Annotated in this window: 14 protein-coding genes; 5 read left to right on the top strand and 9 right to left on the bottom strand. The window is 54.3% G+C overall.

Features of this window, described 5'->3' with window-relative positions:
• Positions 1–108 precede the first annotated feature (108 nt).
• On the top strand, positions 109–1,086 hold the full coding sequence (locus ACR0EO_RS15585) for an HpcH/HpaI aldolase/citrate lyase family protein (protein ID WP_480691418.1): 978 nt from the start codon (positions 109–111) through the stop codon (positions 1,084–1,086).
• Positions 1,087–1,156: 70 nt separating this feature from the next.
• Here the strand turns inward: ACR0EO_RS15585 and ACR0EO_RS15580 are convergent, their stop codons facing one another.
• Together ACR0EO_RS15580 and ACR0EO_RS15575 are read right to left on the bottom strand one after the other, a co-directional pair.
• Positions 1,157–2,215, bottom strand: a complete 1,059-nt coding sequence (locus tag ACR0EO_RS15580) for an FAD-binding oxidoreductase (RefSeq protein ID WP_480691417.1) — start codon at positions 2,213–2,215, stop codon at positions 1,157–1,159.
• Between the two features lie 77 nt (positions 2,216–2,292).
• The gene (locus tag ACR0EO_RS15575; protein ID WP_480691416.1) at positions 2,293–3,168 is read right to left on the bottom strand and encodes a LysR family transcriptional regulator; all 876 of its coding nucleotides are present in this window, start codon (positions 3,166–3,168) and stop codon (positions 2,293–2,295) included.
• Between the two features lie 127 nt (positions 3,169–3,295).
• Between ACR0EO_RS15575 and ACR0EO_RS15570 the strand changes: the two genes are divergently transcribed.
• Both ACR0EO_RS15570 and ACR0EO_RS15565 read left to right on the top strand, forming a co-directional pair.
• Positions 3,296–4,378 (top strand): amidohydrolase family protein, encoded by a 1,083-nt coding sequence (locus ACR0EO_RS15570; RefSeq protein ID WP_480691415.1) that lies wholly within the window; start codon positions 3,296–3,298, stop codon positions 4,376–4,378.
• Positions 4,379–4,391: 13 nt separating this feature from the next.
• Positions 4,392–4,745 carry a Rieske (2Fe-2S) protein gene (locus ACR0EO_RS15565; RefSeq protein WP_480691414.1) on the top strand — a complete coding sequence of 118 codons (354 nt, stop codon included), beginning with the start codon at positions 4,392–4,394 and terminating at the stop codon, positions 4,743–4,745.
• A gap of 117 nt (positions 4,746–4,862) precedes the next feature.
• On the opposite strand, the gene ACR0EO_RS15560 is transcribed toward ACR0EO_RS15565, so the two are convergent.
• The 3 genes from ACR0EO_RS15560 to ACR0EO_RS15550 form a co-directional block, all read right to left on the bottom strand.
• Positions 4,863–5,447, bottom strand: a complete 585-nt coding sequence (locus tag ACR0EO_RS15560) for a TetR/AcrR family transcriptional regulator (protein WP_480691413.1) — start codon at positions 5,445–5,447, stop codon at positions 4,863–4,865.
• A gap of 205 nt (positions 5,448–5,652) precedes the next feature.
• A complete protein-coding gene (locus ACR0EO_RS15555; protein WP_480691412.1) occupies positions 5,653–7,824 on the bottom strand; it encodes a xanthine dehydrogenase family protein molybdopterin-binding subunit in 2,172 nt (723 codons plus the stop codon).
• A 2-nt stretch (positions 7,825–7,826) separates the two neighbouring features.
• Positions 7,827–8,291 carry a (2Fe-2S)-binding protein gene (locus tag ACR0EO_RS15550; protein ID WP_480691411.1) on the bottom strand — a complete coding sequence of 155 codons (465 nt, stop codon included), beginning with the start codon at positions 8,289–8,291 and terminating at the stop codon, positions 7,827–7,829.
• A gap of 487 nt (positions 8,292–8,778) precedes the next feature.
• On the opposite strand from ACR0EO_RS15550, the gene ACR0EO_RS15545 reads away from it, so the two are divergent.
• Complete coding sequence (locus ACR0EO_RS15545; protein ID WP_480691410.1) at positions 8,779–8,937, top strand: hypothetical protein; 159 nt, start codon at positions 8,779–8,781, stop codon at positions 8,935–8,937.
• A gap of 69 nt (positions 8,938–9,006) precedes the next feature.
• Here ACR0EO_RS15545 and ACR0EO_RS15540 read toward each other — a convergent pair whose 3' ends face one another.
• The 4 genes from ACR0EO_RS15540 to ACR0EO_RS15525 form a co-directional block, all read right to left on the bottom strand.
• Positions 9,007–9,801 carry a calcium-binding protein gene (locus ACR0EO_RS15540; protein WP_480691409.1) on the bottom strand — a complete coding sequence of 265 codons (795 nt, stop codon included), beginning with the start codon at positions 9,799–9,801 and terminating at the stop codon, positions 9,007–9,009.
• On the bottom strand, positions 9,802–10,521 hold the full coding sequence (locus ACR0EO_RS15535; RefSeq protein ID WP_480691408.1) for an SGNH/GDSL hydrolase family protein: 720 nt from the start codon (positions 10,519–10,521) through the stop codon (positions 9,802–9,804). It abuts the gene before it with no gap.
• A gap of 273 nt (positions 10,522–10,794) precedes the next feature.
• On the bottom strand, positions 10,795–11,490 hold the full coding sequence (locus ACR0EO_RS15530; RefSeq protein WP_480691422.1) for a mannonate dehydratase: 696 nt from the start codon (positions 11,488–11,490) through the stop codon (positions 10,795–10,797).
• Positions 11,491–11,692: 202 nt separating this feature from the next.
• Positions 11,693–14,155, bottom strand: a complete 2,463-nt coding sequence (locus ACR0EO_RS15525) for a CoA transferase (protein WP_480691407.1) — start codon at positions 14,153–14,155, stop codon at positions 11,693–11,695.
• A gap of 110 nt (positions 14,156–14,265) precedes the next feature.
• Here ACR0EO_RS15525 and ACR0EO_RS15520 point away from each other — a divergent pair, with 110 nt between their 5' ends.
• On the top strand, positions 14,266–15,192 hold the full coding sequence (locus ACR0EO_RS15520) for a LysR substrate-binding domain-containing protein (protein ID WP_480691406.1): 927 nt from the start codon (positions 14,266–14,268) through the stop codon (positions 15,190–15,192).
• Positions 15,193–15,229: the final 37 nt, after the last annotated feature.

The following is a 15,229-nucleotide window of genomic DNA, read 5'->3' as shown; positions in this document are numbered from 1 at the left end:
CGGCGAAGACGGCAACGCTGAAGTCGAAGCCAAGGTCAAGGCAGAAGTCGCAGACCTCTGCGCCAAATTCCCTATCTATCCAAACCTGTAATTTGAAGGACCCGAACCATGAGCTTTCACGCCATTGAACAAGCCCCTGCCCGCCTGAACCGCAGCGAACTGGCCGTGCCAGGTAGCCAACCCGGTATGTTCGAGAAAGCAGCGCAATCGGATGTGGACGTCATCTTCCTCGATCTGGAAGACGCCGTTGCGCCCGATGAAAAAGAACAGGCGCGCAAGAATATCATTGAGGCTCTGAACGATATCAACTGGGGCAACAAGACCATGTCGGTGCGGATCAACGGTCTGGATACGCACTACATGTATCGCGACGTGGTGGATGTGGTCGAACAGGCCGGCGAGCGGCTAGACCTGATCATGATCCCCAAAGTTGGCACCGCCGCCGATGTCTATGCGGTCGACATGTTGGTGACACAGATCGAGGACGCCAAGGGGTATAAGAAACGCATTGGGTTCGAGCACATCATCGAAACGGCGCTTGGTATGCAGAACGTCAGCGAGATCGCGGCAGCCTCGAAACGAAATGAAAGCCTGCATTTTGGTGTTGCGGACTATGCCGCCTCGACCCGCGCACGGACCACGATTATCGGTGGCGTGAACCCAGACTATTCGGTCCTGACGGACGCGGATGCGGATGGTGGACGCATGACCCATTGGGGTGACATGTGGCACTATGCATTGGCTCGTATGGTTGTGGCAGCACGCGCCAACGGCCTGCGCCCAATTGACGGACCTTTCGGCGACTTCCAGGACCCTGAAGGCTATCGCGCAGCCGCAAAACGTGCCGCCGTTCTGGGGTGCGAAGGCAAATGGGCGATCCATCCAAGCCAGATCGCTTTGGCAAATGAGGTGATGTCGCCGTCAGATGCTGAAGTCACCAAAGCCCAACGCATTCTGGTGGCAATGTCCGAAGCCGAAGCTGCAGGCAAAGGTGCGGTCTCGCTGGATGGTCGCCTGATCGACTATGCTTCGATCCGCCAGGCAGAAGTCCTGGTTGAGAAGGCTGGCCAAATCGCGGCGGCCTAAAAGGGTTGGAAGAAATAGTTCAGGGCGGGATCAACCCGCCCTGCTTCTAGCTTTTAGGGGCCAATGACGGTCAGGCATCCAGCGCAACTGGACCTTTGGGCCAACTGCAACACGCCAGAACATATCCCATTTCCGTGTCACCGGGTTGCAGGCCGCCCATGTCCTGCATCTCGACTTCGCCCTGCGTCAGGCGAACTTTGCAGTTGCCGCAGACACCCTGCTGACAGGCTGAATCAATCCAGACACCTGCGTTTAGGGCGGCTTCGAGCAGGGTTTCGCCCTCTTTCGCATGCCCGTGCAGCCCACTGAGCGAGAAGTAGACTTCGCCACCAGTGCCCGCACTCTCTTCAATAGTGATCTTTTCGCCAAAGCTCTCTTCGTGAACGGCTGCAAATGGAATGACGTTGGCTACGTCACGAGCTGCTTTCATGAAACCTTCGGGACCACACATGAAAATGCTGCGTTCGACGTGGTCTGGCACAAGGCGTTGCAGCAAGTCGGCTGAGATTTGTCCGGTTTCGCCGTCAAAACCTTCATCAGCTTGGTCGACGATCATGTGAACTTTTACGTTCGCAAAACGACGGTTCAAAAACTCTAGCTGATCTCGGAAGATGATATCTTTGGGTGAGCGCGCAAAATGCACAAAGACGATATCTTTGGGCAGGGTCACATCGGTCACATATTGCAGCATCGACATGACAGGGGTTACCCCCGATCCGCCGGACAATAGCAGGGGTTTTTCGCTTGGGATGTCGATCCAGTTAAACCCTCCAGAAATGTCGGCAATCTCAAGCTCAGTTCCGGGTTGCATATGGTCGTTCAAGTAGTTCGAAACCAAACCGCCCGGCACACGCTTTACTGTGATTTGAATATTGTGTGGGCGCGTTGGCGTGGATGAAATCGAATAGGCCCGCACATGTGTTTTCCCCTCGATTTCAATGGAAAAGGTCACGTATTGGCCGGGTTTGAAATCAAAGCTGCGGCTCTGAGTATCTTCAAAGACCAGTGTCTTACTATCGTGGGTCTCTTCGATAACGGCTTTGCAAATCAGTGTTGCAGGCCCGCCCGAATAGCAGGGCTGGTTATTGGCTGAGCTCAGGGAAAACGGACTATCTGTCGCGACCAGCATCTTGCGGAAACCTCCAATTTTGGTTCGCGCGAGAATATTGAAGCGGGTGTTGCATAACACTGATCAGATTTGTTGTATCAATCGGTATTTGCGATTGATTGGCGCTTGATCAATTCCTCGAACACAGAAATAGCCTGCGCCACCAATGGATCATGGCGTTTACGTACGTGGGCTATGGCATAGACAGGCTGAGGAATAATCGGTGCCTCCTTTACCTGGCGCAGGCCTGGCACAGTTTCGCACAGTTTGGCCGCTGCAAACCCGGGGAAATAGGCGGTGCCTCCGTTATCTTTGAGGAAATCCAAAGCCAGATCGTCACTACCCACCACGGTTGAGCTTTGCGGTTGTTCAGCGAACAACTCTCCATGCTGGCGATCAAAATACGAAGTATAAGCAACTTTGACGTAGTGCGACCATTGAACGTCCTCCAAACAATCGCACTCAGTCGATAGCATAACATAGTTTTCACTGCCGACCTCAACCACATGCACATCCGGAGCTTGATGCGGAACGAAAACGACGCCGATATCTGTCTCGCCTGTCAATACATCACGCTGTATTTGTTGAGAGAAGTTTGATTCCAAGTACAGATCCAGCCGAGGCGTTTTTTTGCGAACTTCTCGGGTCCAGTCGATTAAGACGGAGCGCGCCAAACTGAACTGGACCGAAATTCGCAATCTCCGTCGCTTGCCACCGGCATCATCTTCGACGTCTCGTTTGGCCAGGCTCCATGCGGCCAGCAACGACCTGCAATGGGTCTCGAATCGGCGCCCCGCAGCAGTCGGCTCTGCACCGCCACGGCCGCGTTCGAACAATCGGGTGTCCAGATCCTGCTCGAGCTGGCGTATGCGGGCACTGACAGTGGACTGAGTGACATTGAGGCGTTCTGCAGTTCGGTTGAAGTTCCGTGTTTCCAGAACATCCATATACGTAACCAGAAGCTGGCGGTTCATTGATCGATAAATCCGATTGATAGACGCATTTCAATTGCATTTATTTGTCAAATAACCGTCGATATCAACCTTCGATGAACAAGAGTGAAAGCCCGCCCAAAATCGGTGCCAGCAACAGGAGAAGTTCATGTTTATCGTCGATTGCGACTGCCACAATTATTGGTGCAGTGCCACGGTTCTGGAACCCTACATGGAAGGACTGTTCAAAGACATGTTCGTCCGTGGTGAGCGCACCGGGCCGCGTGGAGCATTCCCACACGGCCACCGTCCGTGGTTCCACCCCGAGGGCTTTGCCCGTCATGACGTCAATCCGATCGAGGAAGACGACAACTACCTGATCATGAAAGAAAAGCACCTCGATAAATACAACATCGACGTTGCGATTCTGACTGGCGATGAGCCAATTGAGGCATCGACCCTGGCTAACCCTTACTATGCCAATGCCCTGTGCAAAGCCTATAACGACTATATGATCGATTATTGGCTGCCCAAGGACGAGCGGTTCTGGGGTTCGATCGTTGTAGCTCCACAAGACCCGCATCTGGCAGCGGCCGAGATTCGCCGCGTGGGTGGCCATCCACGTGTCGTTCAGGTTCTGGTCAGCCACGGAGCGGCCCGCCCTTACGGCGATCCGTTCTACCATCCGATTTATGAAGCATGTGCTGAAATGGGTTTGCCCTTCGCTATGCACCTCGGTGGCCAGGGTGGTATCAACTCAAATCCCGTTGGCGCCGGTCCGTCGACCTTCTTCTGGGAAACGCACGCCATTCTGCCGCAAACTGCTATGACCCACATGGCCAGCCTGATCGCACATGGCGTGTTTGAAAAATGGCCTGAGCTAAAGGTCGTGATCATTGAGTGTGGCGTGGCATGGGTGCCATCGGTTCTGTGGCGTCTGGATGCGAACTACAAAGCTTTGCGTAAAGAAACCCCATGGCTCAAGCGTTTGCCATCGGAGTACTTCAAGTCGAACATCCGCATGTCGACCCAGCCGCTGGAACAGCCCGAGAACATTCAACACCTTTGGGCGACGCTCGAGGCGATGGATGGCGAAAACACTCTGATGTTTGCGTCGGATTACCCGCACTGGGACTATGACGATGTGAATAAGCTGCACGTCCCGCCTGCTTGGCGTGAGAAGATCTTTGGTCTGAACGCTTTGGATGTTTACACCCGATTGCCGCGCGCAATGACAACCGCTGCAGAATAAAGGAACGAGAAGCATGGCTAACAAACACTTCGCTTGCAAAGTCGAGGACGTTCCTTCCGACGCCGCCAAAATTGTCACCGTTTCGAATATGCCAATCGGTGTCTTTCGTTTAGAGGATGGCTTTCACGCATTGCTGAACATATGCCCCCATAAAGGCGCAGCTCTATGCGAAGGGCCGGTTTGCGGCACCACTAAGCAGACCGACAACACCGAGTTTGTGTATGACCGGGCGGGTGAAATCGTGCGCTGCGCTTGGCATGGATGGGAATTTGATATTCGCTCTGGTGAGTTTCTAGTCGACCCTTCCGTCAAAACCAGACGCTTTGATGTGACCGTTGAGGATAACGACCTCTACGTTCATATCTGACAAAAAAGCAGCGCCAGCGTTCGAACGGAAGACGCTGGCGCAATTCTACCCACCAACTCGGCTAAAAGCCCAATGTATCAATTTCTTGAAGAGCTAAGCTAAACCAGAAACCCAACCTCAGGCCTTGTAGTGGTTCAGGAACATTCGGACACAGTCTTCCATTGTGCCGTCTGCTGCCATGTTTTTCCCAATCAGGTATTCAGGCCAGAAGTAGAACGTTTTAACCAAGCCCAGAAGTTGGGATGCAGCATAACCCGGATCAGCCTTGCGCAGGGCCCCTTGCTCCATTGCTTCGGCAATCAACGTGGTAATCGGGTAATCATGCGATGAAAACTCGGCGTAATACGCCCGCGCACGTTCCAAATCACGCAACAGTTCGGAATTAACCAAACGGTTCAATCCGATCACATCTTTTTCTGTGACTTGCGCAACGTACTTATGCAAAGCCTCGATCAGCTGCTCTTCCAATGGGCGGGTCTCGTCATAGGGCACAGGCTCCATGACCGAGTTGCGCTCCAGAAGAATTTCAGAGATCGCGTGAAACAGCGCGTCTTTGCTTTCAAAGTGATTGTAGAGCGTGCGGCTGGAAACCCCTGCACGTTTTGCAATGCGCGTCGTGTTTGCGCCCAAGAAGCCATGCTCTTGGAATTCGGCAATCGCTGCCTCAATGATGCTTTGTCTTTTCTTTTCAGTCAGCTTCATTTTGTTCACCGATTTACCGAAGGTAATCGCAAGCGATTAATTCCCCTATACCGATGCTTTCGGCGCTGCAAGAGGCGGGAGGACCCGACGCCGCGTCTGAGGCCAAAGCGCCTCAGTGCCGATGAAACTGGTGTTTTGCCGCCCGATGGCGCACTTGCGCCGTCGGAAAGCAAAGTTTCTATAGAACCGATCGGGGTTCTTTTTTTTACGCGAAGTCTACACCGCTATTGATCATGGGCAGAGTGGTAACGCGTGGTCCGTGGACAGCGATTGCGTTCGCCAGCGCAGGGGCAGAAGGAGGTGTTCCAGGTTCACCAACACCCGACGGAGCCTCGGCCGAAGGAACGATGTGGACATCGATTGCTGCTATATCGCCGATCCGAAGGGGTTCGTAGTCGGGGAAGTTGAATTGGTCTACAACCCCATCCGTCAGCGTGATCTCATTGCGCATGGCGTGACCCATGCCGTAGCCGATGCCGCCTTCCATCTGAGCTTTGACGACATCCGGGTTCACGGCCAGACCACAATCGACGGCACAAGTCACACGTTCGACCTGAATACCCTCTTCGGCTGTACCTGAAACTTCCACAATCTCAGCGACATAGGAGCCAAAACTCTTGTGGACAGCCAAACCCTGGCTACGGCCTTCCGCAACCTGACCCCAGTTCGCTTTTTCTGCAGCCAGCTTCAGTGCTCCGGCCAGACGCGCCTGATCCTTGTCGCCACCGTCAAGCAGCGTAAGACGGAACTCCAGAGGATCACGACCAGCGGCTTTGGCAACCACGTCGATCATGCTTTCCATGACGTATGCCGTGTGCGTGTGCCCAACCGAGCGCCACCACAAAACGGTTGTTGCTTTGGGTGCGTCGGTCAAACCAACATACAGGTTGGGAACCATGTAATGGGTATCATTCACACCTTCGACCGAAGTCGCATCGATCCCGTCCTTGATGACGAAGTCTTCGAAAACGGTGCCTTTGATCAGCGATTGCGCGGCAATCCGGTGGTCCCATCCAAGGATGTTACCTTCGGCATCCAGACCAACCTTTACGCGGTGCGCTACTGCGGGGCGGTAGAAGCCTGCTGTAATGTCGTCTTCACGCGACCAGACTAGTTTGAGTGGGCGGGTGCGATCCGTTGCGGCAAAGGCCAACGCGGCTTCGACCTGATAGTCACTGTCCGATGTGGTGCGGCGACCGAACGAGCCACCTGCAAGCGTGACGTTGATCTTGATTTTCTCCCACGGTAGACCCAGCGCCTGAGACAGCGAATTGTGGACCATCGTGGTGCCCTGCGCGGCATCGTGCAGGATGACGCCGCCATCTTCACCAGGCTCAACGATGCAGTTCAATGGCTCCATCGGTGCATGGGCAAGAAGTGGGAAGTAGAAGGTTTCTTCAAGCACTGTCGCCGCATCGTTGATTTTGGAAGCAGCACTGTCGGCATCGCCGGTCACATCATATGTCGCCTTTACATCCAGCAGCGCCAACATCTCAGCCTTGATCTGATCCGAGCCGCGGGTTTCGGCTTCGGAATCGTCCCATGTGACGTCGACAGCGTCGCGAGCCTGAAAAGCGGCCCAAGTGCTGTCGGCATAGATTGCGACGGAGTTGATTGCAGGCAGGGCTTCGGCACCGATGAAGCCGCGAATGCCTTCCGCTCCGCTCGCATCGAAATTAACCAGCTTGCCGCCCTTGCGCGGGCTGCGCAGAACCGTGGCAAAGATCTGGTTGTCCAGATGCAGATCCATCGCGAATTTGGCGCTGCCGTCGGTCTTTGACGCGCCATCCTTGCGACGCAGATCAGAGCGACCAATCAGTTTGAACTCGGACGGATCTTTGAGTTTCGGCTCGGCTGGGGCTTCGAGTTGCGACGCCGCGACCACATAATCACCCAGCGGGGCCGAATGGCCTGCGCCGGTGATAACACCATCCTCGATGCTCAGATCAGAGGCAGAAACACCCCAGTCACTTGCGGCGGCGTTTATTAGCATGTCACGGGCAGCGGCGCCCGCGGTGCGGTACTGAACGTAAGAGTTCGCGATCGCGGTCGAACCACCAGTGCCTTGAAGCGTGCCTAGATGCAGGTTGTTATACAGCTGCGGGTTAGACGGCGCGAATTCGAAGTCAATCTGATCCATCTGCACGCCAAGCTCTTCGGCGATCAGCGTTGTCAGACCAGTTGCCGCGCCCTGTCCGATTTCGGCGTGCTTGACAATGGCGGTCACACGACCGTCTGTGGCCAGCTTGAGGAACGGGTTCATCACGGTAGGTTCGGTGCCCGCTGCGATGCCACCGCTCGGGTGAACACCCACGGCAAGAATGGCCCCTGCGGCGGCGGCTGTTTTCAGAAAGCCTCGGCGGGAAAGAGTCGTCATGATCAGACCTCCAGAATTTCTGATGCGCGCTGAACAGCGGCGCGAATGCGTTGGTAGGTGGCACAGCGGCAGGCGTTGCCCTGCATGTAAGCGTTGATCTCTTCCACGGTTGGTTTGCCGTTCGCTGTCAGCAGACCAACAGCCGACATGATCTGACCCGACTGGCAGTATCCGCACTGAGCGACATCCAATTCGACCCAAGCTTTCTGAACCGCCGCACCAATCTTGTCTTGGGACATGGCTTCGATGGTCGAAACTTCGGCGTCTTCGACATCTTCAATAAAGGTCTGGCATGAGCGTACTGGTTCGCCATTCAAATGCACCGTGCAGGCCCCGCATGAAGCGACCCCGCAACCGAACTTGGTGCCGGTCATCTTCAACTCGTCCCGGATAACCCACAGCAAAGGGGTTCCGGGCTCTGCATCAACCTCATGGGTTGTGCCATTCAATTTCAGTGAATAGGCCATATGCCACTCTCCGTTCCGACAGGGGGGTGTCGCGTTTCTGGGTGCCTCGACGCCGTTGCGCGCAAGACCTGGATATCGAACCCGTGCGGCGTTTTGGGTAAAGCGCTGCAGGGAAACGTCAGATTGTTTGGCAAGCGCTCAAAAAAGTGCACTTGAAATTGTATTTATCTGCGCCTCTATAAAATGTAAATAATAAAATTTACATAAGCGAGCGTGTCGTCTAAATGTAAATACAAAATTGCACCTCCTCGACGACATAGCATCAGTTCAGATGTGATCAATACCCTTGGACCTTGGAAAGACCCGGTTCCGAAAATTACTGAAATTTAAACAACTATAAAAAGGGAATGTCTAATGGCCCTGCAAACTGGTCGAAACGACATATCATTAAAGTCGGAAGGTCTGAGCCATGGGCGGGTTCTCAAAAGATACGGGGGCTTAGAAACCAAAGAAGAAAACTGCAACACGCCACAGAAAATCACCCGACTTGAATGGCAAAACAGGCCTCTATCTGGAAGACTGCCACATCTCGGAACCTATAGCCGAAGGTGTGATGCAGGGCGGGTACCGGGAATTAGCTTATGACGCTGAAGGTGCCAAAAATCTTTGGGAACTGTCCAACACACTGTCGAAAGCAAAATTCTAAATCGGCTTTGACCAACCTTAATCCCAGAAGAGAGCGGCGACCCCAATTTTTGAGGCCGCCGCTTTTTCGTTACACAAATCCCCACATTTGGGCGGCGTCGACTAACGGATTTTCTGTCAGTGTGTCCGGTAGTTCGAGGCCTGCGACGACCTCGACGATTTCGATGCCGTATGCAGTGATACCCAGGTCTGCAAGCGTCAGCTCTCCGGCCTCAAAGGCTTCGGCAGTGCCGTCCTCTAGGCGTAGAACCAGCGTATCCTGACCACGGCCACCAATGAACAGGTTTTGGTCTGATGAGTCATCGGCGCCATAAAGCGACTGTTCTGTGAAAACGAACACGTCGTCGCCCCTGCCCCCAAGCAAAAGGTCAGAACCAAGACCATCCACAAGGACGTCATCACCGCGACCGCCAATGGATTTGTCGTTTCCGGCGCCGTCTGCAATGAAGTCATCGCCGCGGCCGCCTATCAACATGTCTTTACCGCTGCCGCCAGAAATCAAGTCGTCGCCGCGACCGCCCTTGACGATATCATTGCCAAGGCCCCCAAGACCGACATCATCTCCGCGCCCCATAAGGAGAATATCGTTGCCATCACGGCCAAGTATCATGTCCGTGTCGCGTGACCCTCTCAGAAAGTCTGAACCCGAGGTCCCGATCTCGCTGTTCCCATTCAGAATACCCAATTGGAATTGGAGCATCGCCTCGTTGAGCTTCTCCGAAGGGTGTATGACGTCTGTCATCGCGATCTGATCAACCGGAACGCCATCTACTTCTGGATTGATGTTGATAAAGTCCAATGTCTGAGGGCTGTCGAAGGTCCGGAACCCAAAAGTTGTGAAGTCGCCCCGAACTTCGTCGAACAACTAGGCAAAGTCGATCACTTTGACGGTGAAACCCAGCTCTTCGAAAATGCTTGCTTCGCTTAACAGCCGTTCGTTGAAATGCGCCGATGCAATATCTGATGCGGCAAGCACCTCAGCTGGGTAAAAACCGCGTTGCAACGGCAAGTCGCCCTGTTTTGGAATTGTGTACAGGATGAGGTTGTCTACGCCCGCATCGGCCAGCCGCTGCGCCTGTGCCAGTATTTCGTCAAACAGACGGTCGCCATAAGCTGTGGCATCGGCCTCTACCGTTTCACCAGTTACAGGATAATCCGGCGCATTAACGTCGTTGATTCCCATAAACAACGAGGCCGTGGCGTGATCCGGGGCTCCCTCAGCTGGTAGCGTAGCCAAATATTCGCTGACTTGCGCGTCCAGGTCCACATGGACAGAAGCCCCGGGCGCATCGTCGGGAACGACAATGCCGACTGCACCAAGGAATTCGGGCAAAGAACGATCCACGAGGGCGCGCGCACCGCTGACCGCAAAGTTCTGAGCGTTTTCTTCGTCTATACCCAGCTCTCCGGGTAGAAAATTGGCATAGTTGAATCCGTTGTTTGCCTGGCCTTCCGTAAAAATCTCTTCGTTCAGAATTGGATTGGAATCTAACCCGGTCGCGTCCAAGATCAGTTGGTTTAAACGTCCGCCGTCCGTGTAGCTATCTCCGAAAAAGACAATGCTGTAGGTGTTAAAGTCGCTCATTAATTGCTTCTCCTCCAGTTTCCGCGCGGGACGAGTTCTGACCAAGTTAGGTTTCCGGGTTCCTCCTAAAACACACACAAAACTACCCCTGCCGCTCGCAACGACGAACGACGCAACGGTTCACTCGAACTCTACCGGAAGTTGGTTAAACAGCACCTAAAACGCGGTTTAATATGGCCGCGCAGAATACGCGACATGAAGAACCTACAAACAATAGTTGTTTTGGAAAAGTTCTTTTTTACTTTTTGAGGGCGATGGTCGGCGGGATTGTGCTCATGGCTTTGCAGTGTTGGAAACTTGCCTTTTCATATGCCGACGACCTTCAAAGTGTGGATGACACCGCAGACGGCCGATCGCCGGGTACCCGGGAACAGCGTCATACGCCTGATCATTCAAAATACGATGGCCGTGATCCGGCCGCATCAGGATTTCAGTGTCGGTGGCGTCTTCGATCCGCAAGAGTTCACGCACTACTCCGACCATATCCAGATCACCCGCCAGATGAGGATCTTCGTGGAAGCTTCTCTGATCCTCTTCAAGCTTTACTGCGCGCAAGTGGGCGAATTGAATCCGATCGCCAAGTTTTTTAGCTATGGCCACAAGATCATTACCCGCATGTGCGTCCAAAGATCCGGTGCACAGAGTAAACCCTAGCGCCTCGGAGGAGGACATCGCGGCAATGGCTTCTAGATCGGCCTTTGTCGAGACAATTCGTGGCAATCCAAAAAGGTCCAGAGGGGGATAGTTTGGATGGAGCGACAGTTTAGCGCCTTCAGCTTCGGCAACTGAGAGAACGATCTCAAGAAACAACGCGAGCTGCCGTCTAAGGGAGTCATGGTCGCTTCCGTCATAAGCCGCGAGCCGTGCGCAAATGTGTCCGGTGTATAGCTTTCTTCTAGCCCAGGAAGGCCGACCATAATTGTGCGTGACAACTTGTTCAGCGCGCTTTGGTCCGCCTGCGCGAACCAGGCTTCTGCCGCTTTCTGATCATCGGATGTGTAACTATTCTGCGCCCCTGGGCGCTTTAGAAAAAACAGAAAAAACCATCCGGGCCGGTCACATTACAGCTTTAACAGGACGTTGCCGCCGAGTGTTTGTATGATTTTTCGTCAGACCTAAGCACTGGATGGCTTTAGGAAGAAACCATCCAGTACAGTGTGCGGTGCAAGGTCTATTCAGGCAGGTATTTGTCGGACCAGCTGCTGCTTACAATTCCTGTCGATAGCATGGCGTCAATTTGTGGATTGCCATAACCAAGGCGCGCCAAGATAGAGCGCGTATGTTCCCCGTATTTTGGCATTGGGCCCGGAATGCTGATTTGCCCGTTCTTTGGACGCACCGCGTTTGGCGCTACCAGATCGCACCAGCGTCCCATTGGGTGTTTGTCATGCCGGATGACGCGGAATGTTGCGTTAGCAAGATCGATGTCGCCCGCGCTTTCAACTTGTAGCGCTTTGTCACGGGTTTCGTGAAGCGAAGCCAGCGGAACAACTGTTGTCTGGCTTGGTCCGAAGGCTTTTTGCCAATAGGAAAGAGGCTTGGACCGAAAACGCTCGGCCAAAGTGTTATGCAGTAAGTCAGGTGCAACTGTCGCAAGGTCTGCCAGTTCCGCAACTCTCGCAAGAGCCGCCTGCCGCTCGGTTGGGGCTGCAAAAAACATCCACTGATCTTGGGCCTGATAGCAATGATAGAATGGCCCCCAGCCCAAGGCCTCGCGACCAGAAGGTTCGTCAAAGGGGGCTCGGCCTTCATAGTCATACATGAATTGCGCCTGAATGAGATTGCCCGCAGCTGCTAGAGAGGCTCGCGCGATGCCACCCTTACCTGTCTCTTTCAACCTGAGAAGCGCGCCGCCTAATGCGACGCAGGCGCAGAAACCGGTCAGAACATCGATCGTTCCGAAATGCGCATGTTCTTCGGGCGTGTCCATTCCTCCGCCGAACCGCACCATAACACCGGTCGCGGCCTGCGCGAGGTCGTCATAGCCCAAGTGATCAGACTTGGGCCCACGTAGCGGACCACCGAACGCGTCTAATTGTACGAGGATTAGCCGAGGGTTGATCTCTTCCAGCCGCTCGGGTGACAGGCCTAACTTGTCGCGTTGTTGGTCGGTGCCGTTCATTGTTATCACTTCGGCTTCGGCAATGAGTTTTGACAAAACCTCCTGCCCTTCTTCGCTGCGCAGGTTCAGAAGAATGCTTTCCTTGCCTCGCTGGGCATGAATGCCGAAAACGACGGTGTTCCACGGGTCGACTGACGGTTCGACCGGCTGAACCAAAGTCACGTCAGCGCCAAAGCGCGCCAGCGTTGAGCCGATGGTCGGGCCAGCAATTACATTCGTGAGGTCGAGAACTTTGAGCCCATCCAGCCAACCGCTGCTGCTTGTCGCGCCTCCGCTACGCGGCGCCTCAGCCAATAAGGCCTCAAGGCTAGTAGGAGCTGGGCCAGTTTTTACGGAAGCTCCTTCATCGCCGGACAACCAAGCCACGTTACCCATTTGGCGCATTTCGCCATGGCGCGCATCTTCGACCCGTAGCACAAGACCCGAAGCCAAAGCGTGGGGATCAGCCAGCCACTCTTTACTGAAACGTTGTGCCGTAGCCGGAGCCTTGGCGGTGCCGAACAACTCTTCCCATTCATGAGATGGACGAGTCAGGAATGCCTCTTTCATAGCAGAAGAGACGCGCGCCCTGTCTGCCTCTCCAACAGGATAGTTGCGCATCGACCATTCAGCGGGCCAGTCCTTTGTGTCTAGATAAGCTGAGAAGTCGGGCAGTTCATCCGCTAAGCCCTTTAGACCTAGCGTTTCCAATACGCGGCGAGGATGTGTTGAGACCGATCCTGATACAACGTAGAAACCTCGGCCGTCGGCACAGGTGTAGGTGCGATAAAAGGGATCGAGGAATTCGGACAGTTCGTCGAATTCTAGGTTCATTGGAAGACCGTTTGCCGCGCGCCGATCCAGTTCGACTTCTCGCGGGGATTTGTATCGCTCGGGGTAATCTTCGATTTGCTCGCAGTTATAAATCAGACCTTCCAGAAGTGCCGCGGCCAAAGGTACCTCGATGTGATCTCCGCCATTACGGTCCCGTGCTTTCAGGGCAAACAGAACCGCCATCGCGCCAAAACTTGCGCCATATGCTGATGCCAGTGTCAGCGGCGTAAAGGACGGGTTGATCCCCATCAGCCGTCGGTTCAGACCCATGTCCGTAAATTGACCGGTGTAAGCCGCGATGACAGCTTCCCAAGCAGGCAGCCCAGCCAAATCAACATCGGTCGATGCAAAGCCTGGCATGGACAGATAAACCAGTTGATCATTCACCGCTCGGAGAACATCCGGACTCAGGCCAAGACGACCCATGACACCCGGTCGGAAGTTCTCAATCACGACGTCAGCTCGTTTCGCCAACTCGATCGCAGTTTCGCGTCCTGCGTCGGTTTTCAAATCCAGCGTCAGAGTCTTCTTGCCACGCGAAATCATCCGAAATGCCGGGTCGTCAAAGGCCGGGCCGTTGGGTGGGTCGATTCGAATGACCTCGGCCCCCATGTCGGCCAGCATCATGCCAACCAGAGGAGCCGCAAGGTATTGGCCAAAGTCGAGGACGCGAATGTGAGACAAAGGGCGATTGGTCATTGGGCTTTTACACAGACTTTTCATTAGAGGTCTTCCAGTCCAGAAAGGATGGACGCCAATAATAGAAAAATACACTGGTCAAAATATAATGCTGGCCATAGCTTTTTGTTATGGAGAGATCGATACGCCCCACCGCTGGATCCCTAAACGCATTGCTGGTTCTTGAGGTCGCTGTTCGCCACTCAAGTCTGTCGCGCGCTGCAGTGGAGTTGGGTCTGAGCCAGCCCGCTGTTTCCAGGCACATTTCGACCTTGGAAGATCGGCTGGGACAGTCCCTGTTTGAGCGTAACAACAACCAGATCACACCCACTGCGAATGCTCTTCGTTTGGCCGATGCAGTGGCGCTCGGGTTTGGTCATCTGGACCAGATTTGGAGCGAAATATCCGCACCACCCGACCGGCAAGAAGTAACACTCGCCTGCTCTTTCGGGTTCGCAGATCAATGGTTGATGCCAAGATTTTCTGACCTGCGGGAATACCTGGATGGTGCGCAAGTGCGCGTTGTTACGACCGACCAACTGGGAGATATTGACCACAACCGTCTCGACGCTGCTGTCGTCTGGGATACGACTAAACTGCCGGAGCGGCCGTTTGTTCCCCTGTTTGAAGCCGAAGTCTTTCCGATTTGCAGCCCTGAGTTTCTGGAGTCACACCCCGAAGTTAAGGACAAAATTGCCGACCTCAATCCGTCACTGTTCTTGCATTTGGATGTTGGCGATACCGATTTTTTGACGTGGAAGCAGTGGTTCGTCCGGGCAGGATTGCAAGCGCCGACCTTTGGACAGGTTCCAACATTTGATGCTTATCCATTTCTGCTGCAATCGGTTCGCCGAGGTGAAGGCATTTGCCTCGGCTGGCGCGGTTTGGTCGATCATGCGCTGGAACAGGGCGATGTGCTGCGGATTGAGCCGACTGTTTCAAGCCCGGGACATTCGTATTTTTTACAACACCGACCAATCCGCAACAAAAACGCAGCGCTTGACCGGCTGGTGAGATGGTTCGAAGCGACAACGTCAGGGGCCGTTTTGTCGCAGTAATCGGACGCTATGCCCTGAACCGTACAATCATTGACCT

Source organism: Ruegeria sp. BE9, assembly GCF_056538765.1.
The sequence above is the reverse complement of the archived record's forward strand: the minus strand, read 5'-3'. Positions and strand labels throughout refer to the sequence as shown.

What these genes read in the sequence shown, in the direction of transcription:
- ACR0EO_RS15585 (WP_480691418.1), top strand. Translation starts at nt 109, where the DNA reads ATGAGCTTTCACGCCATTGAACAAGCCCCTGCCCGCCTGAACCGCAGC.
- ACR0EO_RS15580 (WP_480691417.1), bottom strand. Translation starts at nt 2,215, where the DNA reads ATGCTGGTCGCGACAGATAGTCCGTTTTCCCTGAGCTCAGCCAATAAC.
- ACR0EO_RS15575 (WP_480691416.1), bottom strand. Translation starts at nt 3,168, where the DNA reads ATGAACCGCCAGCTTCTGGTTACGTATATGGATGTTCTGGAAACACGG.
- ACR0EO_RS15570 (WP_480691415.1), top strand. Translation starts at nt 3,296, where the DNA reads ATGTTTATCGTCGATTGCGACTGCCACAATTATTGGTGCAGTGCCACG.
- ACR0EO_RS15565 (WP_480691414.1), top strand. Translation starts at nt 4,392, where the DNA reads ATGGCTAACAAACACTTCGCTTGCAAAGTCGAGGACGTTCCTTCCGAC.
- ACR0EO_RS15560 (WP_480691413.1), bottom strand. Translation starts at nt 5,447, where the DNA reads ATGAAGCTGACTGAAAAGAAAAGACAAAGCATCATTGAGGCAGCGATT.
- ACR0EO_RS15555 (WP_480691412.1), bottom strand. Translation starts at nt 7,824, where the DNA reads ATGACGACTCTTTCCCGCCGAGGCTTTCTGAAAACAGCCGCCGCCGCA.
- ACR0EO_RS15550 (WP_480691411.1), bottom strand. Translation starts at nt 8,291, where the DNA reads ATGGCCTATTCACTGAAATTGAATGGCACAACCCATGAGGTTGATGCA.
- ACR0EO_RS15535 (WP_480691408.1), bottom strand. Translation starts at nt 10,521, where the DNA reads ATGAGCGACTTTAACACCTACAGCATTGTCTTTTTCGGAGATAGCTAC.
- ACR0EO_RS15525 (WP_480691407.1), bottom strand. Translation starts at nt 14,155, where the DNA reads ATGACCAATCGCCCTTTGTCTCACATTCGCGTCCTCGACTTTGGCCAA.
- ACR0EO_RS15520 (WP_480691406.1), top strand. Translation starts at nt 14,266, where the DNA reads ATGGAGAGATCGATACGCCCCACCGCTGGATCCCTAAACGCATTGCTG.